The organism is Anaeromonas gelatinilytica, assembly GCF_016820635.1.
Taxonomy (GTDB): domain Bacteria; phylum Bacillota; class Clostridia; order Tissierellales; family SIT17; genus Anaeromonas; species Anaeromonas gelatinilytica.
On record NZ_WSFU01000099.1, the window covers coordinates 13,630 to 35,824 of the forward strand.

23 protein-coding genes and 1 pseudogene are annotated in these 22,195 nt (G+C 32.2%); 17 read left to right on the plus strand and 7 right to left on the minus strand.

Annotated elements, in window-relative coordinates; all coding sequences use genetic code 11:
• Nucleotide 1 precedes the first annotated feature (1 nt).
• The 11 genes from GOQ29_RS08370 (at nt 2) to GOQ29_RS08420 (ending at nt 10,667) form a co-directional block, all read left to right on the plus strand.
• On the plus strand, nt 2–472 hold the full coding sequence (locus tag GOQ29_RS08370; RefSeq protein WP_203372202.1) for a YcxB family protein: 471 nt from the start codon (nt 2–4) through the stop codon (nt 470–472).
• A 170-nt stretch (nt 473–642) separates the two neighbouring features.
• Nucleotides 643–1,713, plus strand: coding sequence for a mannonate dehydratase (gene uxuA, locus GOQ29_RS08375; RefSeq protein WP_203372203.1), 1,071 nt, complete (start codon nt 643–645; stop codon nt 1,711–1,713).
• A gap of 57 nt (nt 1,714–1,770) precedes the next feature.
• Nucleotides 1,771–3,384 (plus strand): mannitol dehydrogenase family protein, encoded by a 1,614-nt coding sequence (locus GOQ29_RS08380; RefSeq protein WP_203372204.1) that lies wholly within the window; start codon nt 1,771–1,773, stop codon nt 3,382–3,384.
• Nucleotides 3,385–3,415: 31 nt separating this feature from the next.
• Nucleotides 3,416–3,754 carry a cupin domain-containing protein gene (locus tag GOQ29_RS08385; RefSeq protein WP_203372205.1) on the plus strand — a complete coding sequence of 113 codons (339 nt, stop codon included), beginning with the start codon at nt 3,416–3,418 and terminating at the stop codon, nt 3,752–3,754.
• 260 nt (nt 3,755–4,014) lie between these two features.
• Entirely contained in the window at nt 4,015–4,878 is an 864-nt protein-coding gene (locus GOQ29_RS08390; protein ID WP_203372206.1) for an ROK family protein, read from the plus strand.
• A gap of 233 nt (nt 4,879–5,111) precedes the next feature.
• Complete coding sequence (locus GOQ29_RS08395) at nt 5,112–6,953, plus strand: BglG family transcription antiterminator (protein WP_203372207.1); 1,842 nt, start codon at nt 5,112–5,114, stop codon at nt 6,951–6,953.
• Between the two features lie 21 nt (nt 6,954–6,974).
• Nucleotides 6,975–7,448, plus strand: coding sequence for a PTS sugar transporter subunit IIA (locus GOQ29_RS08400; RefSeq protein ID WP_203372208.1), 474 nt, complete (start codon nt 6,975–6,977; stop codon nt 7,446–7,448).
• Nucleotides 7,449–7,766 carry a PTS fructose transporter subunit IIB gene (locus tag GOQ29_RS08405; RefSeq protein WP_203372209.1) on the plus strand — a complete coding sequence of 106 codons (318 nt, stop codon included), beginning with the start codon at nt 7,449–7,451 and terminating at the stop codon, nt 7,764–7,766.
• Between the two features lie 11 nt (nt 7,767–7,777).
• Complete coding sequence (locus tag GOQ29_RS08410) at nt 7,778–8,860, plus strand: PTS fructose transporter subunit IIC (RefSeq protein ID WP_203372210.1); 1,083 nt, start codon at nt 7,778–7,780, stop codon at nt 8,858–8,860.
• 54 nt (nt 8,861–8,914) lie between these two features.
• Complete coding sequence (locus GOQ29_RS08415; RefSeq protein WP_203372211.1) at nt 8,915–9,766, plus strand: class II fructose-bisphosphate aldolase; 852 nt, start codon at nt 8,915–8,917, stop codon at nt 9,764–9,766.
• A 25-nt stretch (nt 9,767–9,791) separates the two neighbouring features.
• Entirely contained in the window at nt 9,792–10,667 is an 876-nt protein-coding gene (locus GOQ29_RS08420; protein ID WP_203372212.1) for a ketose-bisphosphate aldolase, read from the plus strand.
• 96 nt (nt 10,668–10,763) lie between these two features.
• Here GOQ29_RS08420 and GOQ29_RS08425 read toward each other — a convergent pair whose 3' ends face one another.
• Genes GOQ29_RS08425 through GOQ29_RS08435 form a run of 3 tightly spaced genes read right to left on the minus strand, consistent with a single transcriptional unit; the run spans nt 10,764 to nt 12,747 of the window.
• Entirely contained in the window at nt 10,764–11,348 is a 585-nt protein-coding gene (locus GOQ29_RS08425; RefSeq protein WP_203372213.1) for a TetR/AcrR family transcriptional regulator, read from the minus strand.
• Between the two features lie 32 nt (nt 11,349–11,380).
• The gene (locus tag GOQ29_RS08430) at nt 11,381–11,857 is read right to left on the minus strand and encodes a flavodoxin domain-containing protein (protein ID WP_203372214.1); all 477 of its coding nucleotides are present in this window, start codon (nt 11,855–11,857) and stop codon (nt 11,381–11,383) included.
• Between the two features lie 2 nt (nt 11,858–11,859).
• On the minus strand, nt 11,860–12,747 hold the full coding sequence (locus tag GOQ29_RS08435; protein WP_203372215.1) for a hypothetical protein: 888 nt from the start codon (nt 12,745–12,747) through the stop codon (nt 11,860–11,862).
• A 299-nt stretch (nt 12,748–13,046) separates the two neighbouring features.
• Between GOQ29_RS08435 and GOQ29_RS08440 the strand changes: the two genes are divergently transcribed.
• The 6 genes and pseudogenes from GOQ29_RS08440 to tnpA form a co-directional block, all read left to right on the plus strand.
• Nucleotides 13,047–13,808 carry a DeoR/GlpR family DNA-binding transcription regulator gene (locus GOQ29_RS08440; protein ID WP_203372216.1) on the plus strand — a complete coding sequence of 254 codons (762 nt, stop codon included), beginning with the start codon at nt 13,047–13,049 and terminating at the stop codon, nt 13,806–13,808.
• A 19-nt stretch (nt 13,809–13,827) separates the two neighbouring features.
• Nucleotides 13,828–15,147: a four-carbon acid sugar kinase family protein gene (locus tag GOQ29_RS08445; RefSeq protein WP_203372217.1), complete on the plus strand. Its 1,320-nt coding sequence runs from the start codon at nt 13,828–13,830 to the stop codon at nt 15,145–15,147.
• A gap of 14 nt (nt 15,148–15,161) precedes the next feature.
• Nucleotides 15,162–16,160, plus strand: a complete 999-nt coding sequence (pdxA, locus tag GOQ29_RS08450) for a 4-hydroxythreonine-4-phosphate dehydrogenase PdxA (RefSeq protein ID WP_203372218.1) — start codon at nt 15,162–15,164, stop codon at nt 16,158–16,160.
• A gap of 135 nt (nt 16,161–16,295) precedes the next feature.
• On the plus strand, nt 16,296–17,675 hold the full coding sequence (locus tag GOQ29_RS08455; RefSeq protein ID WP_203372219.1) for a GntP family permease: 1,380 nt from the start codon (nt 16,296–16,298) through the stop codon (nt 17,673–17,675).
• 101 nt (nt 17,676–17,776) lie between these two features.
• Nucleotides 17,777–18,274 carry a GNAT family N-acetyltransferase gene (locus GOQ29_RS08460; protein ID WP_203372220.1) on the plus strand — a complete coding sequence of 166 codons (498 nt, stop codon included), beginning with the start codon at nt 17,777–17,779 and terminating at the stop codon, nt 18,272–18,274.
• A 317-nt stretch (nt 18,275–18,591) separates the two neighbouring features.
• A pseudogene (gene tnpA / locus GOQ29_RS08465) lies at nt 18,592–18,908 on the plus strand (IS200/IS605 family transposase); the annotation flags it as partial.
• Between the two features lie 50 nt (nt 18,909–18,958).
• Here the strand turns inward: tnpA and GOQ29_RS15210 are convergent.
• The 4 genes from GOQ29_RS15210 to GOQ29_RS08480 form a co-directional block, all read right to left on the minus strand.
• Nucleotides 18,959–19,315 carry a DUF4368 domain-containing protein gene (locus GOQ29_RS15210; protein WP_484477071.1) on the minus strand — a complete coding sequence of 119 codons (357 nt, stop codon included), beginning with the start codon at nt 19,313–19,315 and terminating at the stop codon, nt 18,959–18,961.
• A gap of 45 nt (nt 19,316–19,360) precedes the next feature.
• Nucleotides 19,361–20,638 carry a recombinase family protein gene (locus tag GOQ29_RS08470; RefSeq protein ID WP_484477072.1) on the minus strand — a complete coding sequence of 426 codons (1,278 nt, stop codon included), beginning with the start codon at nt 20,636–20,638 and terminating at the stop codon, nt 19,361–19,363.
• A 140-nt stretch (nt 20,639–20,778) separates the two neighbouring features.
• The gene (locus GOQ29_RS08475) at nt 20,779–21,042 is read right to left on the minus strand and encodes a DUF6870 family protein (protein ID WP_203372221.1); all 264 of its coding nucleotides are present in this window, start codon (nt 21,040–21,042) and stop codon (nt 20,779–20,781) included.
• Between the two features lie 593 nt (nt 21,043–21,635).
• Nucleotides 21,636–22,061, minus strand: coding sequence for an RNA polymerase sigma factor (locus GOQ29_RS08480; RefSeq protein ID WP_203372222.1), 426 nt, complete (start codon nt 22,059–22,061; stop codon nt 21,636–21,638).
• Between the last annotated feature and the right edge of the window lie 134 nt (nt 22,062–22,195).

The window sequence follows — 22,195 nt, forward strand, 5'->3', positions numbered from 1 at the left end:
TATGAAATATAAATTCACTTATCAAACAACAGCTCTTGACCTTTGGAAACTATCTATGTACTATACTTATGGTTCAATAGTAGGTGTATGTAATATTATATTTACTGTTGCTATGATAATTTTAACAGGAAACTTTTGGGGAGATGTAAATATCTTTTTGAAAATACTTTTGATAATGGGAAGTTGTTTATTTACTGTTATTCAACCAATAATCGTATATATGAGAGCAAAAAAACAGATAGCAAAGGTTTCACAGGATATGGAAATAGGTTTTGATGATAATGGAATTCATGTAAAGAGTAAAAATCAAAGTTCAGATTTGAAGTGGAAGAGCATAAAGGGAGCATATAAAAAACCAAGTATGATTGTTATATATTCAACAGCTAAACGTGGTTTCATACTAACAAATAAAGTGTTAGGAAAACAAAAAGAAGAATTTTATGACTATGTAATTTCAAAAATTAAAAAATAAATATAAGTATTCACTATATAAAGATAAAGCCGTATTTATCAAATTGGTATCTGCGACTTTGTTTTTAGATATTTTAATAAAAATAACATGAATAATAATTATCCGAACACGTATACATCCGTGTAACTATACTAGTATAGCTATGCAGATGTCGAGAGGAGAATATAAGAATGAAAATGACATTAAGATGGTTTGGAAGTAAACATGATACAGTGACTTTAGAGCAAATAAGACAGATTCCCGGGTGTGTAGGTGTTATTACAACTCTTTATGATACTAAACCCGGAGAAGTATGGAGTAGAGAAGCAATTAGGTCTATGAAGCAAGAAATAGAATCAGCAGGTCTTGAATTAAGTGGTATTGAGAGTGTAAATATTCATGATGATATTAAAGTTGGTCTTCCTACAAGGGAGCTATACATTGCAAATTATATCGAAACTCTCGAAAATCTTGGTAAAGAAGGAATCGATTTAGTATGTTATAATTTTATGCCTGTGTTTGACTGGACAAGATCTGACCTTGCAAAAGAAAGAGCTGATGGCTCTACAGTCCTTTCTTATAATCAAGAAATTATTGATAAAATAGATCCAAGCAAGATGTTTGAAGAAATTGAATCTAATTCTGATGGTTTTGAACTACCAGGATGGGAGCCAGAACGATTAGCAAGAATTAAAGAATTATTTGATATGTATGAAAATGTAGATGAAGAAAAATTATTTAATAATCTTGTATATTTCTTAAAAGCGATTATGCCAACCTGTCAAAAATATGGAATTAAGATGGCGATTCATATGGATGACCCTGCATGGTCAGTATTCAATTTACCAAGAATAATAAACAATAAGGAAAATATTAAAAGATTATTAGATGCAGTTCCTGTAATGAATAATGGTCTTACATTATGTACAGGTTCTTTAGGCTCAAACCCTCACAATGATATTCCAGATATGATAAGAAGCTTTAAGGGAAGAATCCACTTTGGACATGTAAGAAACCTTATCCATCATGCACCGGGTAAGTTTGACGAGGCAGCTCATCTATCCTCTGATGGATCTTTAAATATGTTTGAAATTATGAAAGCATTTTATGATATTGGTATGACCGGTCCTATTAGACCGGACCATGGTAGGATGATATGGGGAGAAAAGTCAATGCCTGGCTATGGTCTATATGATAGAGCCTTAGGTGCAACCTACCTGCTTGGATTATGGGAAGCAATAGATAAGTTATCTAAAAAATAATCTAAAGTATTTTAATCCAGTGGGTAAGTATAATATTAGAGAAAGGAGTGGATTAATATGAAGTTAAATTTAAATGGTTTAAAGGATGTCGAGGCTTGGGAAAATGCAGAATTTAAGCTTCCTAAATTTAATATTGAGCAGGTTAAAGCAAATACGAAGGCAAATCCTACCTGGATTCATTTTGGTGCAGGCAATATTTTTAGAGCATTTATAGCAAATGCACAGCAAAGTGTTTTAAATGAAGGGAAAAGTGATAGGGGAATTATTGTTGCAGAGGGTTTTGACTATGAAATCATCGATGAAATGTATAGACCTTATGATAATTTGGGAGTTCTTGTAACTTTAAAGGCAGATGGCCATATTGAAAAGGCAGTTATCGCTAGTATTGTAGAATCATTAATTGTAGATTCAAAGAATGAAGAAAACTGGAAGCAATTAAAAGAAATTTTTATAAGTCCAAGTCTCCAAATGGTAAGTTTTACGATTACGGAAAAGGGATATAGCTTACAGGATGCTAAGGGTGAATATCGATCTGATGTAGTAGAGGATTTTAATAATGGGCCTCAAACTCCAGTAAGCTATATTGGCAAATTAGCTGCACTTGTCTATGAACGATATATAAATGGGAAACGAGCCCTTGCCTTGGTTAGTATGGATAATTGTTCTCATAATGGGACTAGACTTTATCAGGCTGTTAGTATTTTTGCTAAAAAGTGGGTAGAAAAAGAACTTGTAGATGAAGGCTTTGATACTTATATCAATGATCCTAAGTATGTTTCCTTCCCATGGACGATGATTGATAAAATTACCCCAAGACCAGATCCAAGTGTAAGAGAAATGCTTAAAAAGGATGGTTTTGAAGATGTAGAGGGTGTAATTACATCAAAAAATACCTATGTAGCTCCTTTTGTGAATGCAGAGGAATCGGAATATCTTATTATTGAAGATCTATTTCCTAACGGTAGACCAAATCTTGAAGAGGCTGGTATTATTTTTACAGATAGAGAAACGGTTGATAAAGTTGAAAAAATGAAGGTTTGCACTTGTCTAAATCCCCTTCACACAGCTCTTGCTATATATGGTTGTTTATTAGGATATACTTTGATTTCAAAGGAAATGGAAGATCATGAATTAAAAAAACTTGTAGAAAAAATAGGATATGTAGAGGGGCTACCTGTAGTTGTAAACCCAAAAATTATTGATCCTAAGAAATTCATTGACGAAGTGCTTACGGTAAGAATTCCAAATCCATTTATGCCTGATACACCACAGAGAATTGCAACCGATACTTCTCAAAAATTAGGAATACGTTTTGGGGAAACAATAAAGGCTTATATAAGCAGAGAAGATTTAAATATAATGGATCTAAAGTTTATTCCGCTTGTTTTAGCGGGCTGGTGTAGATATTTAACAGGTATTGATGATTATGGTAATAAAATGAAACTCAGTTCAGATCCTCTTTTGAAAGAAGTGACACCTTATGTTTCATCAATTTCTCTTGGAGATAAGGGACCTTTTCATGAACAACTTAAACCGATATTATCCAATGTTAAAATTTTTGGTATAAACCTTTATGAAGTGGGCTTAGGAGAAGTTGTAGAAAATTATTTTGAAGAATTAATAGCATCAAAAGGCGCAGTTAGAGAAACACTAAAAAAGTATGTTTATTAAATAGATCATCTTTTAGAAAGGGGTAATAATCATGAATAAGCCTTTTGCTTTTGCAGAAGATCGTAATTTTGAAACAGTGTCAGAAGGGGTAAAAAGAAAAATATTAGCATACGGAGATCAGCTTATGGCTGTTGAAGTGCACTTTGAGAAAGATGCTGTGGGAGCTCTACATAGTCATCCTCATACGCAACTTTCCTATGTTTTGGAGGGTGAGTTTGAGTTTGAAATTAACGGAGTTAAAAAAGTCGTAAAGAAGGGTGATACTTTATATAAGATGCCCAACTTGGTACACGGTTGTAAATGCACTAAAAAGGGGACACTTTTGGATATATTTACTCCATATAGGGAAGATTTTATAAATAAAAAATAGTTAAAGTTGTATTTGATTAATGTTATTGGTATAATTTTTGTATGTTAGTTTATTTATTGGCATATTTAAATTATACACGAAAAACCGAACTCAATTTGAGTTCGGTTTTTACATTTCTAAGGATTATTTCAATTTAGAATCTATTTTCTATTTTGAGACAGCCTCTTTTATTAAATTCTAATTATTGCATTATTCTTAATATTATTCTATACTTATTTATTAAGAATACAACAAATATTTAAATAATTGATTAGGGAGTGATGGAAGTGTTAGGAGCTATTGAAGCAGGGGGCACTAAATTTGTCTGTGCAGTAAGTGATGATGATTTAAATATAATTGAAAAAGTTTCTTTTTCTACAACTGATCCAGAGGATACTCTACAAAGAATATTTGATTTCTTTGATGGATATGAAGATCTAAAATCTATAGGAATAGGTTCCTTTGGACCCATTGATGTTAATAAGAATTCAATAAAGTATGGATATATTACTTCTACTCCAAAACAAAAGTGGATTGACTTTGATTTTCTTGGAATGATGAAGAAGCACTATAATATACCTATTGGATGGACTACTGATGTAAATGCAGCTTGTTTAGGAGAATATGAATTAGGAAGTGCTAAAGAAAATAATAGTTGTATTTATTTAACTATAGGGACTGGGATAGGTGGAGGAGCTATAGTTAATGGAAAGTTTATAGAAGGGTTTGGTCATCCTGAAATGGGACATATATTGATTAAGCCTGACCCGAAAGATAATTTTGAAGGAGTATGTCCTTACCATGGTAATTGTCTTGAAGGGTTAGCAGCAGGGCCATCTATTGAAAAAAGATATGGAACAAAAGCTCAAAACCTCTCTTCAGATCATAAGATATGGGGAATAGTAGCATATTATTTAGCTCAAGCCTTAGTAAATTATACTTTAGTATTAAGACCAGAAAAGATAATATTGGGGGGAGGAGTAATGAATCAACCTCATATGCTTGACTTGGTAAAAGAAGAATTTGAGAGGTTATTATCTAATTATGTGGAAATTCCTAATATAGGTGCTTACATAGTTACACCTTCCTTAGAGAATGATGCAGGAGTCACTGGAGGATTAATACTAGCTCAACAAAGTTTATAGTATAAAGATAGAAAGGAATGAAGTTGAAACTAGCTTCATTCCTTTCTGCATTTATATAAAATGTATCCAATATTTACCTTGAAAATAAATTAGAGATAGGGTAGAAGTAGAGAATCATCTAAAAATTTATAATATTATGTACATTACTTCTGTATTGTTATAGAAGTAGCTTGTAATATTCAAAGGGAAAACGCTTTGGTATAATGAATTTAAGAAAAGGGGAAGTGGTCATTATGGATAAACTCAATCAAAGACAAATTAAGCTACTTAAATTATTGATTAGTGATAATTCATATAAAGCAATTAAGACATTTGCTAATAAATTAGAAGTTTCTAATAAAACTATTTTCTCAGATTTAAAAGTTATTGAATCTTCAACTGAAAAAATAGGAGTTACTATAGAAAGAAAAACAGGTAGTGGAATTAAGCTCCTATATGATGATTCTCAATTACTAGAATTGGTAGAAGTAGTTAATGATCAGAATAATCATAACAATGGGATTTCTGTTGAGCAAAGAAGGGCTGATATTGCAAGAAGTTTATTATTACACTCGAAGGAATATACGACTATTCAAAAACTTTCTGATAAATATTATGTTAGTAGAACTTCCATCCTTAATGATTTAGAGTACATAGAAGAAAAGCTATCAGAATTTAATATTAAGATTATTAGGACCAGGGATGGTACTCGAATTTCAGGGAGAGAGGTAGATATAAGACAAGCCCTCGTTTATGTTCTTCAAGAAAATATAAACTATAACTCCTATTATCTTGTAGAGTATCAGATATTAAGAGATAGTGAAAAGAATATTGAAGGAATAAGCGAAGGAGTGGAAATTACATTTTTCAAGAATCTATTAAACGACTTGGAAAAAGATATAAAAAGGATTATATATGAGCCATATTATACAAACCTATTAACTCACTTATTAATAATGACAAAGAGAATTAAGGAAGGTAACAATTTAGAAGATATAAGAGGTAGTAAATATAATATTACAAAGATAAATAGCAAGATATATAAAAGTGCATTGATAATAGTGAATAAGATAGAAGATCACTACAGCATAAATATATCAGATAATGAAATATTTTATATTTATCAGTATCTTACCTCTATTGGATTAAGTAATAATACCGAACAATCAGAAAAACATAATGATGAATTTGATATTACATCAACTATGTTTACTCGCCAATTAATATCAGTAGTTTCTACTATAAGTGGAATAAATTTTAATAATAAATTATTTAAATCGTTAGTATTACATATTAAACCAATGATTAATAGACTTAATTCTAGAATAAAAATTAAAAACCCTCTTCTAGAGGAAATAAGGAAAGAATTTAGTGAACTTTTCTTTATCACAAGAATTGCCTGTAACATTGTGTGTGAGATGCTAGAGATAAAAAATATTAACTTAGATGAAATAGCATATATAATGACCTATTTCCAAAATGAAATAGAAAAAGGAAAGTCTAATTTAAATAAAAAGGTATTAGTAATTTGTCATAGTGGATATGGTTCTTCCCAAGTATTAGCCACACGACTTAGAAGATCCTTTAGCAATATTGATGTGGTAGATATTATATCTTCTAATAAATTAGATTCTGTTAATTTAGACAATATTGATTTAATTGTTTCTACAATTAAATTGAATTTAGACAAGCCTTATATGCTAGTTTCAGCATTTTTAAGTGAGGTTGATATCAAAAATATTCAAAATTTACTCAATGATCAATCAAAAGTAAAAGGGAATAAACCAAAGGATAAATTTAAAGAAGCTTCTTTAGATAAAGTTGAAGAATATAAAGATGAGAAAAAATTAATTAGTAAAATTAAAAAAGATAGATCTATTGATATAAACAAAGATGAAATTATATGCTTAGATGATATCACTTGTATATATTTATCTAAAATCAGTAGAAATAGTACTTTCTTGTATAGTGGAATTAAGAATAAAAATAAAAACTTATACTTAATTGAATATAAAGGTTATGACTATTTGATATTAAAATTAAGAGATATTATTAGCACATATAATAAAAATTATTATAAAGAATTAGTAGATTAACTAATAAGGGGGTATTCATTAATGGATTTAAGTAAAGTGATAAAAGAAGAAAGAATAAATTTAAATCTAAATGCAAAATCAAAAGATGAAGTAATTAATGAATTAACAGATCTATTGGTGGAAACAGGATCAGTGGCCAATAAGGAAGGGTTTCTAAAGGATGTATATGCTAGAGAAGAGATTGGAGAAACAGGAATGGGAGGATATATAGCTATACCCCATGGTAAGTCAGCTCATGTTGCTAAAACAGCTATAGCTATAGGAAGAACATATGAGGAAATAGAATGGGGAAGCTTAGATGGTAAAGGAGTAAAGCTTATTATTCTATTCGCAGTACCAGAGGAAGATAAAACTTCTGTACATGTTAAGTTACTAGCTCAGGTGGCATCTATATTAGGAGATGAAGAAAAGTGTCAAGAACTATTAACAGTAAAATCTACAGAAGATATATTAGAGATAATGTCAAATAATAAAAAGGGAAAGGAGGTATGTTAAATGAAAATTGTTGGAATAGCTGCTTGTACATCAGGAATAGCTCATACATATATTGCTAAGGAAAAATTAACTAAGGCAGCAGAAAGTATGGGTCATAAAGTAAAGATAGAAACCCAAGGAACTGTAGGAGCAGAAAATAAGTTAACAGATGAGGATATTAAGAATGCAGATGTAGCAATAATAGCCGCAGATATTAAAATTTCTGGAAAAGAAAGATTTAAAAATAAAAAAGTTCTTGAAGTACCTACTAACATAGTAATCAAATCACCAAAAGCTCTTATAAAAAAGGTAGAAGAACTTTTAAATGAAAAAGAATAGGAGATGATAATATGTTAAAGAAGTTACAACTTAAGAAACATGCATTAACAGCTATTTCTTACATGTTGCCTCTAGTTGTTGCAGCAGGTTTATTAATAGCGATAGGAAACTTAAGTGGTGGAGCTGTCATCGAAGATTATTCACAATCATATTCAATACCTGATGCCCTTGTTTCTTTAGGTGTTTTAGGAATGGGACTACTGGCTCCAGTAATTGCAGCAGGTATATCTTACTCAATAGCTGATCGTCCAGGAATCGCACCCGGTTTATTTATGGGACTAATTGCTAATTCTATTGGTGCTGGATTCTTAGGAGGTATGCTAGGTGGTTATTTAGTTGGATACTTTGTAAATTGGCTTAAGAAAAATCTTAAGGTGCCAAATTGGGCAGAAGGTCTTATGCCTATGATGATATTACCATTAGTATCAACTATAGTTATTGCATTACTTATGTATTTTGTAGTAGGTGTTCCTATTGTTGCAGCTACAAATGCATTAACTGAGTTCTTAACTAACATGAGAGGTACATCAAACTTTATCTTTGGATCTGTTATGGGAGCAATGGCAGCTTTTGATTTTGGAGGCCCAGTAAATAAAACAGCATCTCTATTTGCTGATGGATTGTTATTAGAAGGGGTATATGAACCAGAAGCTGTTAAGATATTAGCATCAATGGTACCACCCTTTGGAGTTACATTATCTTGGGTGTTTTCAAGATTCTTTAAAAAGAAAATTTACTCAAGTAGAGAAGTGGAAAATATCAAGGTAGCATTCCCAATGGGAATAACTATGATTACAGAGGGTGTAATTCCTATTGCAGCTGTAGATCCACTTAGAGTGATAGCATCTTGTACAATTGGTGCAGCAGTTGGTGGAGGATTATCAATGATGTGGGAAATAGGCTCTCCAGTGCCATCAGGTGGTATGTTTATAGTACCTGCTATGACAGATCCTCTTAAATTCTGTTTAGCTTTATTCATAGGATCATTAATTACAGGAATACTCTTATTTGCACTTAAAAAAGAGCCTGTAAAACAAGAAGAATTCTTAGAAAAAGAAGAAGAAATAGATTTATCAGATCTTAAATTATCTTAAGATTACATTATAACTAAGGAATATATACAGAGTTATTTAAGGAGGAGTGCTAGTATGTATGTCTCAATGAAGCAAATACTTGATAGGGCTAATAGAGAAAATTATGCTGTTATGGCAATAAACTGTTTTAATTTAGAGACATCTAGAACAGTAATTAATGCAGCGGAAGAATATAAAGCCCCAATTATTATTAATATAGTTCAAGATCATTTAGAAACCCATGCTCCAAGCAATTTAATTGCACCTATAGTAAAAGATTTAGCTGAAAAAGTTTCTGTGCCAGTAGCATTAAATTTTGATCATGGAAAAGATAAGAAATTATTATATAAAGCTATAGAGGATGGATTTACTTCTATAATGTATGATGGATCTGATTTTAATTTAGAACAAAATATAATGGAAACTAAAGAAATGGTGGAATATGCTCACAAAAGAGGAATATCTGTGGAGGCTGAACTAGGAAGTTTAGGTGCAACAGAAGGAGAAGGATATACATCCAATGATATGAAAACAAATCCTGAGGAGGCTGAGAACTTCGTTAAGAGAACAGGAATAGATGCTTTAGCTATATCCTATGGAAGTTCCCATGGTAATTATCCAAAAGGTATGGTTCCAGAGTTTGACTTTGAAAGGTTAAAGGAAATAAAGAAAAAGATTGATATACCTTTAGTTCTTCATGGTGGTTCTGGGTCTGGAGAAGAAAATATTAGAAAATCAGTTGAGTATGGAATCAATAAGATTAATGTAGGGTGTGATTTTATGAATGCCAATAGAGCTAGTATTCATAAAATTTTAAAACAAAACCCTGATATAAACTTTTTTGATATGATGCATCAAGTTGAGAAGGATAATGAAGAAATAATTAAATATTATATTGAACTATCTGGTTCAAAGTATAAAGCATAAATACAACAATAAAGGAAGTGGTCATATGTTAATGAACATGAAAGAATTATTAAGTGTAGCTCAAGAAAATAAGTTTGCTGTTCCGGCATTTAACATAGGAAGTGGACAACTATTAAAGGCTGTTATTCAAAGTGCTAATGAAAAGAAATCTCCTGTAATATTAGCTATTCATCCTGATGAATTATCTTTCTTGGAGGATAGTTTTGTAGCATCCTGTATTGAAGAAGCAAATAAAACTAAAGTACCTATGGTGATCCATTTAGACCATGGTGGTAATATGGATCAAGTATTAAGAGCTATAAGAACTGGATTTACTTCTGTGATGATAGATGCATCTCATTTATCCTTTGAAGAAAATATAGAAAAGTGTAAAGAGGTAGTATCAATTGCTCATCCACTAAATATTTCGGTAGAAGGAGAATTAGGTACTATTGGAAATACTGGAACATCTGGTGAAGGTGGAGATGATCAAATAATATATACTGATCCTACTAAGGCAAGAGAATTTGTTGAGAATTCTGGTATTGATTCTTTAGCAGTAGCTATTGGAACAAAGCACGGAATTTATCCATCTGATATGAAGCCTGAATTAAAGTTAGATTTATTAAAAGAAATAAAAGAAGAAGTAGATGCACCATTAGTACTACATGGTGGTTCAAGTAATCCCGATAAGGAGGTTGCTGAATCAGTAACTTTAGGTATTACTAAGATAAATATCTCTAGTGATATTAAATCTGCTTTCTATAAAAAGGCTAGAGAAATTTTTGATAATAATGAAAATCTTTATGAACCAAATGCAATATATCCTGAGTGCATAAAAGCAGCTAGAGAAGTTATTGAATATAAGATGAATTTATTTAATTCAGTAGGAAAAGCAGAGTTATATTATAAAGATTTATAAAATAAAAGGGGTGAAGGCAGAAGCTTCACCCCTTTTATTTTGTAGAAATTTACAGACTAATGGGACATGAGGACACCAGAACCGTCCCCTGTTCCATTATGATAAAATATAGTTTAATTCATCATTAATATCTTTGATAAATTCTTTATGATTTTGATTAATTCCTCGCTTAATATAGAATAATAATTTTCCGTGGATATAATTACTTACAAGTTCTTTTATAAAATCAATATTTTTATTTGATATTTTTGATTTTTTAGCGTAATTATTAAATTCTTCAGATAAAAGAATAGCAACCCTTGGATTTAAGACATTATTAACTATTTCTTCCGGTAATTCTACTGAAATATCTTCTATGAATATTACTTGAAATGATTGAGGGTATTTTAAGAAGTATTCTATATAGCTATTTATTAAACTTTTAATTTTATCTATATCATTATTAGGATGTTTTTGAGTTTGAACATATTCATAACAATCTTCTAGAAAATCATTTATACAATAAAGTATTAATGTATCTAAATCTTTGAAATAATTATATATTGTAGCGTAGGAATATCCTGCTATATCTGCAACTTTTCTGACAGTAACATTTTTTATTCCTTCTTCTAGTATGATTTTTTTTGCTGCTTTTATAAAATAATTCATTATTCTTTGTCGCTGAATTTCTTTTTTGTTCATATTAATCTCCTTTGTGAATTTTAACAATAGTATTAAATATTGTTTATTTTTTTTGCTAATAAATCAATATTTTCATATTTGATTTTATCTTCACTTTTATTGACTTTTGCAACTTTCTTTATAATCATTTTTTTCATAAATCCAAGTTTATCAAAATCATAGCTATACCCCATATTTATTTTAGCAAGGGAATGTTCTAATATATCTTTAGGAAAGAAATTTTTAAAGTATTCATCTATATTATCTTGTTGACCACAACATAGGAATAGAGCTAAATTTTTCTTTAGTAATTCACTTTTATTACTTTGTAAAAATTGTACAATTGTTTTTTGAATATTTCCCATATGAACAGAACCACCAATTATAACTGTGTCATAATTAGCTATTTCAATTTTATTATTCTTCTTTAAATTAGAAACATTTACGTTTCCATTGATTTTATTTTTTAATAAATTAGCGCATTTTTCTGTGGTACCATGATCTGAGCAGTATAAAATTAATGTTTTCATATTTACATCCTTTCTATTATATTCTTGGGAGGTTTCACATTTATTAAGAATCTCCATGTTATGATTAGAGCAAATAATGTTAATCCAAGGAATATGACTATTTCACCCATATTAACTTCAATTCCTACTAATACTTGAACTATTGCCATTACAGCAACAGCAGTATATAGTGTTAATCCTTTTATCAATAATATCGAGGTAAGTAAATATCCCCAAGGTCGTTTTTTCAGCAATAATACTCCACTTAAAATGGATAATGGAACTATAAGTCCTAAATCAAAAACTTGTATAGTTAATGTAGAATAAGATTCTAAACCATAAGGGATACCACCACTAATTAATGGTGGAATAATTCTTCCTAGCCACATTAGTCCAAGCATTAAACCTACTAGAAAAAGAAATATTACTGTAGATTTAATGGGCATTTTCTTAGAAAAATATAATGGTATTTTAGCTATGTTAAATTCCATGAGAGAAAGAATAAATGTAAATAGACTGATCGAAAATAATGCTACATATACAAGAAAGAGTTCATTATATGCTGATAAGAATGCATAAGTACCATATGCATACAGGAAATATCCAATTGTACCAGTAAGAAGTAGTTTAGCTCTTATGCTACCTTTTCTAAAAAATATAATTGAAAATATTAGTAATGGAATTCCTATAAATAATGTTACTCCATCTTGGGCAATTGCTTGCATAGCTACTGAAATAGTGTCGTATTTATATAGTCCATGACCATAAAGCATAACTTTCTCTCCTCGGATAGTTGTAAATGCAAATTCATTTCCTTTACCTAGAGATAATAATCCCATTAATGAAGCTACAGTTCCAAGTATTACAATTATAATGGAAAGGATAGTGATTACTTTAATATTACCTTTCATAAATAACATCTCCACTCATTGTATTAACGATGTTTTTTATATTAACATTGTTAATATAATGATATATAATTGATACAATTATGTCAAGTTTTAAATTATTAATAAATACAGGTGTTAATGTTTGCAGAAAATAGGTTTTCTTGAGTTACATGGCTACACTTTTTATTCGCCTTTTTTATAATAAATTGTATAAAAATATTGAAAAAAGGTTTTCAATAGTATATAATTAACATAAATTAACTCAATAAAACACAAACAAACATCAACATTTACATAAATCAACAAAAAGGAGTAATGTTATGCTTAAAGCAGAAAGACATGCATATATTATGAAATATATGAAACGAGAGGGTAGAATAGTTATAGAAGATTTAGCGAAAGAGATAGATGTTTCTCCTATGACTATAAGAAGGGATTTAGATTACTTAGAAAAAAATAACAAGGTTATAAGAACTCATGGAGGAGCAATTCCAGTACAAAGTTTACATGAAGAAATTCCATATAATAATAAAAAGGAAAAGCAGATAGATGAAAAAAATAGAATAGCTAAGGAAGCAAGGGGGTTAATAAAAGAAGGTCAAACTATTATATTAGATGCTGGAACCACTACTATGGAAATTGCAAAACAAATAGTAGATTTAAAGGATATTATAGTGGTTACAACGGATTTAATGACAGCTGTATATCTTTCAAGGTATAAAGATATACAAGTATATTGTACAGGAGGAATAATACAAAGTGAAATAGGTGCTTGTATTGGATGTAAAGCTGAAGATTTCTTATCAGGAATTTATGCAGATATTGCTTTTATTGGTGCAAGTTTTATTGATTTAGATAGGGGAATTACATCTCCTACAATGGAAAAGGCTATGATAAAAAAGAAGATGTTAGAAGCAGGTGAAAAGACTATATTAGTGGCGGATAGTACAAAGTTTGGTAAAAAGGGATTTACAAAGGTATGTTTATTAGAAGATTTAGATTTAGTGATAACAGATAAGGATATTGATGAAGAACTATTAGAAAAAATAAAAGAGAAAGATATAAATATTAATATAGTTTAGATGAAAGGGAGTTTTAATAATGCCAGATGTAGTTATAATAGCAGATGATTTAACTGGAGCTAATGCAACCAGTGTATTAATAGCTAGACAAGGATATAAATCAGCTACTTTCCTAAATTTAGATAATTATTTAGAAGAAAAACATAAAGATTTTGATGTAGTATCCATAACTACAGATAGTAGATCGATAGAAGAACAGATAGCCTATAAGAGAGTAAAAAAGGTAGTGAATTTTTTTGAAAATAAGGATGTAAAATTGATATCTAAAAGGATAGATAGTACAGTAAGGGGCAATATAGGTGCAGAAATAGATGCGGTGTTAGATACCTTATCCTGGAATGAAATTGCCATTATGGTTCCAGCATTTCCATCTTCTGAAAGGGTTACTATTGGGGGATTTTTAATGGTAGATTCTATACCATTGGAGCAGACAGATGTAGCGAAGGATCCAAAAACTCCAGTATCTATCTCATTCATTCCAAAATTATTGAGGAAACAATCAAAATATAATGTGGGAACTATAGGATTAGATAAGGTATTAGAAGGAGCAGAAGCTGTAAAGGAAAGGATAATTGAAAATAAAGAAAAAGGAAATAGAATAATTATAATAGATGCTACTACTAATAAGGATATTGAAACTATAGCTAGGGCAAGTAAAAGTAGTAATTTAAATATAGTTGCTGTAGATCCAGGGCCTTTTACATCAGAGCTTACTAAGGAGTTATTAGGAAAAACCAAAAAAACTCTAGGAAAGAAAGTGATGATTACAATTGGTAGTGTAACTAATCTTACTAGAAGGCAGATTGAGCATTTTAGATTGAAATATAATCCCCTTTTAGTATCTGTGGATAGTGAAAAGTTAATATATGAAGATACAAGGAAAGCAGAAATAAATAAGGCAGTAAACTATCTAGTTAATAATTTAGAAGATTATGAAGTGATAGGAGTTATAACTACTAATGATGAAGGCGAAGTATTAAATTTAAAGGAAATTGCAAAGGATTTAGGAGTTACAGAGGATGATGTGGCTCAGAGAATTTCAACTGCATTAGCAATAATCACCAGGACGGTGATGGATAATAGTAATAATAAAATTGGAGGATTATATACCAGTGGTGGAGATGTAACTGTGGATATATGTCATGTTCTCAAAACTGTAGGTATTGAAGTCAAGGATGAGATATTACCATTGGCTGTTTATGGTAGAGTTATTGAAGGTAAATATCCAGACATGCCTATAGTGACAAAGGGAGGATTAGTAGGAGAGGATGATGCATTAATAAAATGTGTTGATTACTTACAAACTAAAATATCTAATGACTATAATGATAAAATGTAAAGGAGTGTTTGATTATGAATAGACCATATATAGGAATACCTATGGGTGATCCAGCAGGTATAGGACCAGAGATTGTAGTGAAATCAATAGTAGATGAGACTGTAAATGAAATATCTAGACCCGTAATTGTAGGAGAGAAGAATACATTAAAGCAAGCAATGAAATTTTGTAATATTGATTTAGAAATAAATATTATTGAAAATGTAGAGGAAGGTAACTATAAGATTGGAGTATTAAATCTAATAGATCTTAAAAATGTAGATATAGATGAGTTAAAAGTAGGTACAGTTCAAGGAATAGCTGGTAGAGCAGCTTTTGAATATATTGAAAAAGTAGTAGAATTAGCTCTTGATAAAAAGGTGGCAGCTATTGCTACAACTCCTATAAATAAGGAGTCTTTAAAGCAAGGAGGAGTAAATTATATTGGTCATACTGAAATACTAGAAGATTTAACTAATAGTCATGATCCATTGACAATGTTTCAAGTGTATGATTTAAGGGTATTTTTCTTATCTCGTCATGTACCATTGAAAGAGGCTTGTGACATGGTTACAGAGGAAAGATTATATGACTATATTAAACGTTGTGTAGATAGTTTAAATATATTAGGTGTGGAAAATCCTAAATTGGCTGTAGCCGGATTAAATCCCCATAGCGGAGAGCATGGACTATTTGGAGATACAGAAGTGAAGGAAATGGGACCAGCTATTAAAAGGGCACAACAGGAAGGAATGGATGTGTTAGGACCTGTTCCTGCAGATTCAGTATTTCATTTTGGATTAAAGAAAAGTTATGATGCAGTATTATCTTTATATCATGATCAAGGTCATATAGCTACTAAAATGGTTGATTTTGAAAGAACAATATCTATTACAAATAATTTACCATTTTTGAGAACATCAGTAGATCATGGAACAGCTTTAGACATTGCTGGGACTGGCAAAGCAAGTTCTGTAAGTATGGTGGAAGCCATACGTTTAGCTGCAGAATATGCACCAAAATTTAATAGATAATTTTAATTTGTCAATAAGTCATAAATCTATTGATATCAATAGATTTATGACTTGAAAATTAATAGAATAAACTCGTTATTACATTCACAATATTATATATATTCAAAATATTACATTTAAAAAAGGAGGAATAATATGGATATGACAGTTTCAGGAAATCAAATGATTTTGGGACTAGTTATAGGTATAGCATTATTAATATTTTTAATAATGAAAACCAAAATTCACACATTTTTAGCATTAATAATAACAGCAGCAACAACAGGTCTTATAGGTGGTATGCCACCAGATAGTATTATAACATCAATATCCAATGGTTTTGGAGGAACCTTAGGAAGTATTGGTATAATAATTGGTTTTGGAGTTATGATGGGAGAAATTTTTCAAATTAGTGGTGCAGCAGAAAGAATGGCTAGGACTTTTATTAAAAGATTAGGAAAAGGCCGTGAAGAGTTAGCTTTAGCTATAACAGGGTTTATTGTAGCAATACCTATTTATTGTGATTCAGGATTCGTTATTTTATCACCTTTAGTGAAAGCGATATCCCGAAAGACAAAAAGATCAGCAATTTCTTTAGGCATAGCATTGGCATTAGGTCTTGTAATAACTCATTCTCTTGTTCCACCTACACCTGGACCAGTGGGAGTAGCTGGTATATTTGATGTAAGTGTTGGATCTTTCTTATTGTGGGGAATTATTTTTGCAATTCCTATGACAATAGCAGGAATGATATATGGAAAATGGATTGGTAAAAGAATATATAGAATGCCAACTGAGGATGGATTAAGTTGGATAACAATTGATCCTAAAAAGGAATTATTAGGAGAAAACTTCAATATGGAGGAAAATAAAGAATTACCATCAACATTAGCTTCTTTTGCACCTATATTGGTTCCTATAGTATTAATATTAATAGATACTATAGGAACAGCTGTAGGTTATGAAGGAAGTATGGCTTCTATAATTACATTTTTAGGTTCTCCAGTTATAGCGGTTGGAATTGGACTTATAGTAGCTATATTTGCATTAACTGGAAATTATAGCAGACAGGAAACATTAGAAAAAATGGAAGTAGGAATTAAATCAGCGGGTATTATTATATTAGTAACTGGTGGTGGCGGAGCTTTAGGAATGGTATTAAGAGATAGTGGTGCAGGAGATTATATTGCAGAGCTTATAGCCCAATCTAATTTACCAGCAATATTATTGCCTTTTGTTATAGCTACATTGGTAAGACTTATACAGGGAAGTGGTACTGTAGCTATGATTACAGCAGCATCAATTACGGCACCAATAATAGCAACATTAAATGTAAATCCTGTATTTGCAGCAATTGGAGCTTCAATGGGGTCTTTAATGTTTTCATATTTTAATGATAGTTATTTCTGGGTAGTAAATCGTATGTTAGGTATAAAAGAAGCAAAAGAGCAAATTAAAGTCTGGTCTGTAACTACAACGATTGCATGGTTTGTAGGCTTAGTTGAATTAATAATAGTAAATGCCATATTCGGATAGATAGAATAATTAATTGTATAAAAAAGATGGTTAATATAAAGATCATCTTTTTTTATGTTATTATATTAGTTAATAAATAATATAACGAAAGGATGATATATATGAATGAATTAAATTATATTTGGGATATATATAATTCATCTTTTCCAGAAGATGAAAAGAGAAGTATAGAGTTGCAAAAGAAAATATTAAAAGATTCTCGATATAGTTTTCGACCATTGAAGGATAAGGATGAGATAGTCGGATTTATTGCTATATGGGATTTAGATGATTTTATTTTTATAGATCATTATGCTATAGATAAAAAATATAGAGGTAAAGGTTATGGAAAAAGATTTTTAAAAGAATTACTGAATGAGTTTAATAAAATGATTGTACTAGAAGTAGAAAAACCAGAAAATGATATAGCTAAAAGAAGAATAAAGTTTTACGAGGAATTGAATTTTTATTTAAATAATTTTTCATATAAACAACCAGCTTATGAAAAAAATAAGAAATCTGTGACTTTGCTAGTTATGACTTATCCTAAGTCTGTAGACAAGGATACATTTAATAAAATAAAAAATAAACTTTATAATGATGTATATGAGTTTTTATAGATATAGTATGTTTAAATTTTAAGTAGGTATTCTAAAGAATATCTATCTTTTTATTTTGAAAGAATTTTATATAATCATAATAAAGTTTGAGTATATAGTAAATATATCATTAATTAAATATAAAAATTATAAAATTACGCCTCTATAGGTTTAATTTAAATCAGATGGAGACTCTACTCCACATGATTTTACTGTATTAAGAAAATTACATGCTAAGCGGGTGGTTCCAAAAAGCTTTAGCTATGAGTAAAAAATCTCCTTTGTTATATAATAAAGTCAGGTCTGACCAACCGACTAAATAACAAAGGAGGAGTCCAATGAAGGACATAAATAGTTTATCACATACGAAGTGGAATTGTAAGTATCATATAGTATTTTCACCAAAGTATAGAAGACAAATTATATATAGAAAAATAAAAAAAGATATAGGGAAAATACTAAGACAATTATGTGAGTATAAGGGAGTAGAAATAATAGAAGCAGAAGCATGTAGGTAGTATCAATACCTCCTAAAATAAGTATGTCATCATTCATGGTTTATTTAAAAGGAAAAAGTAGTTTAATGATATTTGATAGGTATGCAAATTTAAAATATAAATATGGGAATAGACGTTTTTGGTGTAAAGGATATTATGAGTGTTATATATTAGGAAAACCAACAAGCTCTGTTCGTGTGTAGGTGTCTTATCCTACCTGTAAATGCGAGTTGACTTCGATATATTGGATAATGCGGCGTAGCTCGTTGGCAAACTTAAACCGTATGCTGATGTCGCCGCCCTCGTATACCTTGATATGGTCAACCAGCTCAATCAGGATTTCCCTTGTCAGCTTGTCGATGTTCTCGTATTTTCGGAAAGTTGCTAAAAAAGGATTTTCGGTATCAATGTCATTTTCCAGTTCGTCCCGCTCTTTTTTCAGATTGGCAATCACTGTGCCAATGGCTTCATTCTGCTGTTCGTAATCTTCGTTCATGTGGCGGTAATCATTATGTGTGATATGACCGTCTTTCCAGTCCTGATAAAGTGCTTGCTTATATCGCATGATTTTGGCAAGCTCTTTTTCTTTTGCGGCAATCAGTTCATTCAGTCAAGCCGACTGACTTTTTTTGAGCGGAGCCAAGTTGATTTTTGATACAATAGCGGAATAGCTGACCGCAAGGTGTACCTGTTGCCTGATTGCATAAAGGACAGCCGCTTCAAGCCTTGTGCTTTTAATAGAGTGCATGGTACAGGCTTTTTTAGAAAGGCTCTTGTATGTTCCGCATTGGTAGTAAACATAAAATTCCTTGCTTGCTATCCGCGACATTGCCCTGCCACAATCTGCACAACGGAGAAAGCCGCTGAACAGATAAAGCTGTTTCTGTTTTGGAGAAGTGCGGGTATCACGCTTTAGCAGTTGCTTGACCTTTTCAAAGGCTTCTCGGTCAATAATCGGTTCATGGGTGTTCTGAACAACAATCCAGTCTTTTTCGGGTACGGCTTCGATTTTGTGTATCTTGTAGCTTTTCACACGATTTCGCCCCTGTGCCATATCCCCAACATAGACGGGGTTTTTCAGCATATTGCTGATAGTAATGGTACCCCACATAGGCTGTGTCTGTCCGTTGGGGCATTTGTACTTTAATCCCTGACTTTGCTTGTAAACAGAAGGACACATAACACCGTGGTTGTTTAGATGATTTACAATAGCCCTGACGGTCATACCGCTTAGACACATGGAAAAAATCTGCTTTACTACTTCTGCGGCTTCGTGGTCTACCAACAAAGCGTGTTTATCATTGGGGTCTTTGATGTAGCCATAGGGGGCATAGGAGCCGATAAATTCCCCATTGCGTTTCTTGTAGTCAAATACCTGACGGATTTTCTTTGAGGTCTGGTAGCAATACTGGTCGTTCATTACGTTGGTTATAGGAACAAGGATACTGGATACACTGTCAGGATTCAAATAACTGTCTACACCCTCTGCCAAGCTGATAAAGCGTACATTCATCTGAACAAACAAATTTTCAATCAGACTTCCTGCGTCCGTATAGTTACGAGAAAGGCGGGAAAGGTCTTTGACAATCACGCAGTTTACCTTTTTCGCGTAAATGTCAGCCAGTAGTCTTTGAAAGTCAGCCCGGTTGGTGTCTGTACCTGTGCAACCGTCATCAACATAGGTTTCTGCGCTTTCAAATTCATCAAGATGCTGTCTGTAATAATCATCAAGTAGTTTTTTTTGATTGGTAACACTGTTGCTGTCGTCCTTGCCACGGTTTAAGTCCTCTTTGGATAACCGGATATATTTTGCAAGATTCCAGCGTGTAGGATTATACGATAATTGAGAAACGGTCCTATTTGTTTCACTGTTTTTGGTTCGTGCCATGCTTCCTCCTTCCTATCACATTACACCTATATTATACCATTTCAGCATAATGTGAACAATGTTGTCGAGGGCTTAAAAATGCCGTTAGATAGCGGATAGTACCGATTTCGGGCCAACTTGACCCGAAGTGGCATGACCGATTACAGGCCGCTTTTCTGCCGTATAAGAAAGTTTGTAATTACATCCTGCAAGGGTGGGCCGTCCTCCAGGAACTCTACCTTTACCGCAGTATCTCCATGACGGAAGCAGTAAGGGTTTTTTACCTGCTTCAAAATATGTGCCGCACGTTCCCTTTGAGGCAGGCTGTTATCAAAGTCGATTTCGCTAACATCTGTCAACTGTGATTTATCCACTGTGGCAATATCCACATCTTGCATTGTGTTGATCTGTTCCAGATTCACCATCACTTTGTACCTCCTTCTCAAATGAAAAATGTACTTTCAGTTTCCCGTTTGTCTTATGAGGAAACACAAACAGCCACCACTCTTGTCAGCAAAAGTGATGGCTGTTAATCTTTCCTCACACTTCGGGCCAACATGGCCCGAAGTTCAAATCTCCATTTATCATCACTAGGGAGGATACCGCGCCGTTATAGGTCGGCTTGTCATAAGACAGAAAGAAGCGACGCGGCACTCCCTATATATAAAAGACGATAACCTGGACGGGCGGCGGCAACCGCCCTCATGGGAATTTCACCCCGCTCCATGCTGATGGCGCGACGGTCAATGCTGTGAAGCGTTCAAACCGTAAGTATCATTGTACCAATCAAAAGATTATCGCCGGGCAGATTGCCGAATCTATCTTGTCACAGTTGGTAGGAATCGCTCACGCTCCGTTTGGACTTTCCCCCTTTCAACGGGCGGTCTTGGCGTACCCTGCGGCTTGGCTCCCTTATGATTGAACGTATCCGGGTTATCGGTATTCAGTTGTCAAAGAACAGCAGACGGAGAAAAAAGCTCCTTCTAATAGCCATGTGATTTAAAAGGCAATTTCGGAATCAAAAGTCAGATTTTTTTAAAATTTTTTCCATACTTTTTAGCGCCTTCTCAATAGCAACTCTGACCGCTTTTTCATTTACACCCTCTGCCCTTGCAATATCAGATTTGCTTATGCCGAGTATGTAATGGGCATAAATCCGTTTCCCCTGCTTGTCCGGCATGGAAGCAATTGCGGAGTGCAGTTGTTCGGCAGTAATTTTGCGCTCGTAAATCTCACAAGGGGAAAGGGATACGAAAAGAATATCCTTTTCAATCCCGTCGTCAGCATCCAGCGAATAGTGGGCCTTGTTATAGAAGCGGCGGCGAATGTAGTTTTTCTCCAAACGTTCCGCTTCCAGCAAAGCGTCCTTGATTTCATCGGGTATCTCAACCAAAAAGTCTGAATTATAAAACGGGTAATAATCCCGCAGATTGATTTTAGCCATAGGGCGTTCCTCCATTTCGATTTTTTAGGGATTAGCGAATCAAAATGGAGAGGGCGGGGAACGACAGCAGAGCCGGACTTCGGGCCAAGTTGGCCCGAAGTGACAGGACTTATCCCATGCGCTGTTAATGAAAA

Bases quoted from the DNA above. Each gene is read 5' to 3' on its own strand.
- GOQ29_RS08370 (WP_203372202.1), top strand. From the start codon at position 2: ATGAAATATAAATTCACTTATCAAACAACAGCTCTTGACCTTTGGAAA.
- uxuA (WP_203372203.1), top strand. From the start codon at position 643: ATGAAAATGACATTAAGATGGTTTGGAAGTAAACATGATACAGTGACT.
- GOQ29_RS08380 (WP_203372204.1), top strand. From the start codon at position 1,771: ATGAAGTTAAATTTAAATGGTTTAAAGGATGTCGAGGCTTGGGAAAAT.
- GOQ29_RS08385 (WP_203372205.1), top strand. From the start codon at position 3,416: ATGAATAAGCCTTTTGCTTTTGCAGAAGATCGTAATTTTGAAACAGTG.
- GOQ29_RS08390 (WP_203372206.1), top strand. From the start codon at position 4,015: ATGGAAGTGTTAGGAGCTATTGAAGCAGGGGGCACTAAATTTGTCTGT.
- GOQ29_RS08395 (WP_203372207.1), top strand. From the start codon at position 5,112: ATGGATAAACTCAATCAAAGACAAATTAAGCTACTTAAATTATTGATT.
- GOQ29_RS08400 (WP_203372208.1), top strand. From the start codon at position 6,975: ATGGATTTAAGTAAAGTGATAAAAGAAGAAAGAATAAATTTAAATCTA.
- GOQ29_RS08405 (WP_203372209.1), top strand. From the start codon at position 7,449: ATGAAAATTGTTGGAATAGCTGCTTGTACATCAGGAATAGCTCATACA.
- GOQ29_RS08410 (WP_203372210.1), top strand. From the start codon at position 7,778: ATGTTAAAGAAGTTACAACTTAAGAAACATGCATTAACAGCTATTTCT.
- GOQ29_RS08415 (WP_203372211.1), top strand. From the start codon at position 8,915: ATGTATGTCTCAATGAAGCAAATACTTGATAGGGCTAATAGAGAAAAT.
- GOQ29_RS08420 (WP_203372212.1), top strand. From the start codon at position 9,792: ATGTTAATGAACATGAAAGAATTATTAAGTGTAGCTCAAGAAAATAAG.
- GOQ29_RS08425 (WP_203372213.1), bottom strand. From the start codon at position 11,348: ATGAACAAAAAAGAAATTCAGCGACAAAGAATAATGAATTATTTTATA.
- GOQ29_RS08430 (WP_203372214.1), bottom strand. From the start codon at position 11,857: ATGAAAACATTAATTTTATACTGCTCAGATCATGGTACCACAGAAAAA.
- GOQ29_RS08435 (WP_203372215.1), bottom strand. From the start codon at position 12,747: ATGAAAGGTAATATTAAAGTAATCACTATCCTTTCCATTATAATTGTA.
- GOQ29_RS08440 (WP_203372216.1), top strand. From the start codon at position 13,047: ATGCTTAAAGCAGAAAGACATGCATATATTATGAAATATATGAAACGA.
- GOQ29_RS08445 (WP_203372217.1), top strand. From the start codon at position 13,828: ATGCCAGATGTAGTTATAATAGCAGATGATTTAACTGGAGCTAATGCA.
- pdxA (WP_203372218.1), top strand. From the start codon at position 15,162: ATGAATAGACCATATATAGGAATACCTATGGGTGATCCAGCAGGTATA.
- GOQ29_RS08455 (WP_203372219.1), top strand. From the start codon at position 16,296: ATGGATATGACAGTTTCAGGAAATCAAATGATTTTGGGACTAGTTATA.
- GOQ29_RS08460 (WP_203372220.1), top strand. From the start codon at position 17,777: ATGAATGAATTAAATTATATTTGGGATATATATAATTCATCTTTTCCA.
- GOQ29_RS15210 (WP_484477071.1), bottom strand. From the start codon at position 19,315: ATGCGATATAAGCAAGCACTTTATCAGGACTGGAAAGACGGTCATATC.
- GOQ29_RS08470 (WP_484477072.1), bottom strand. From the start codon at position 20,638: ATGGCACGAACCAAAAACAGTGAAACAAATAGGACCGTTTCTCAATTA.
- GOQ29_RS08475 (WP_203372221.1), bottom strand. From the start codon at position 21,042: ATGGTGAATCTGGAACAGATCAACACAATGCAAGATGTGGATATTGCC.
- GOQ29_RS08480 (WP_203372222.1), bottom strand. From the start codon at position 22,061: ATGGCTAAAATCAATCTGCGGGATTATTACCCGTTTTATAATTCAGAC.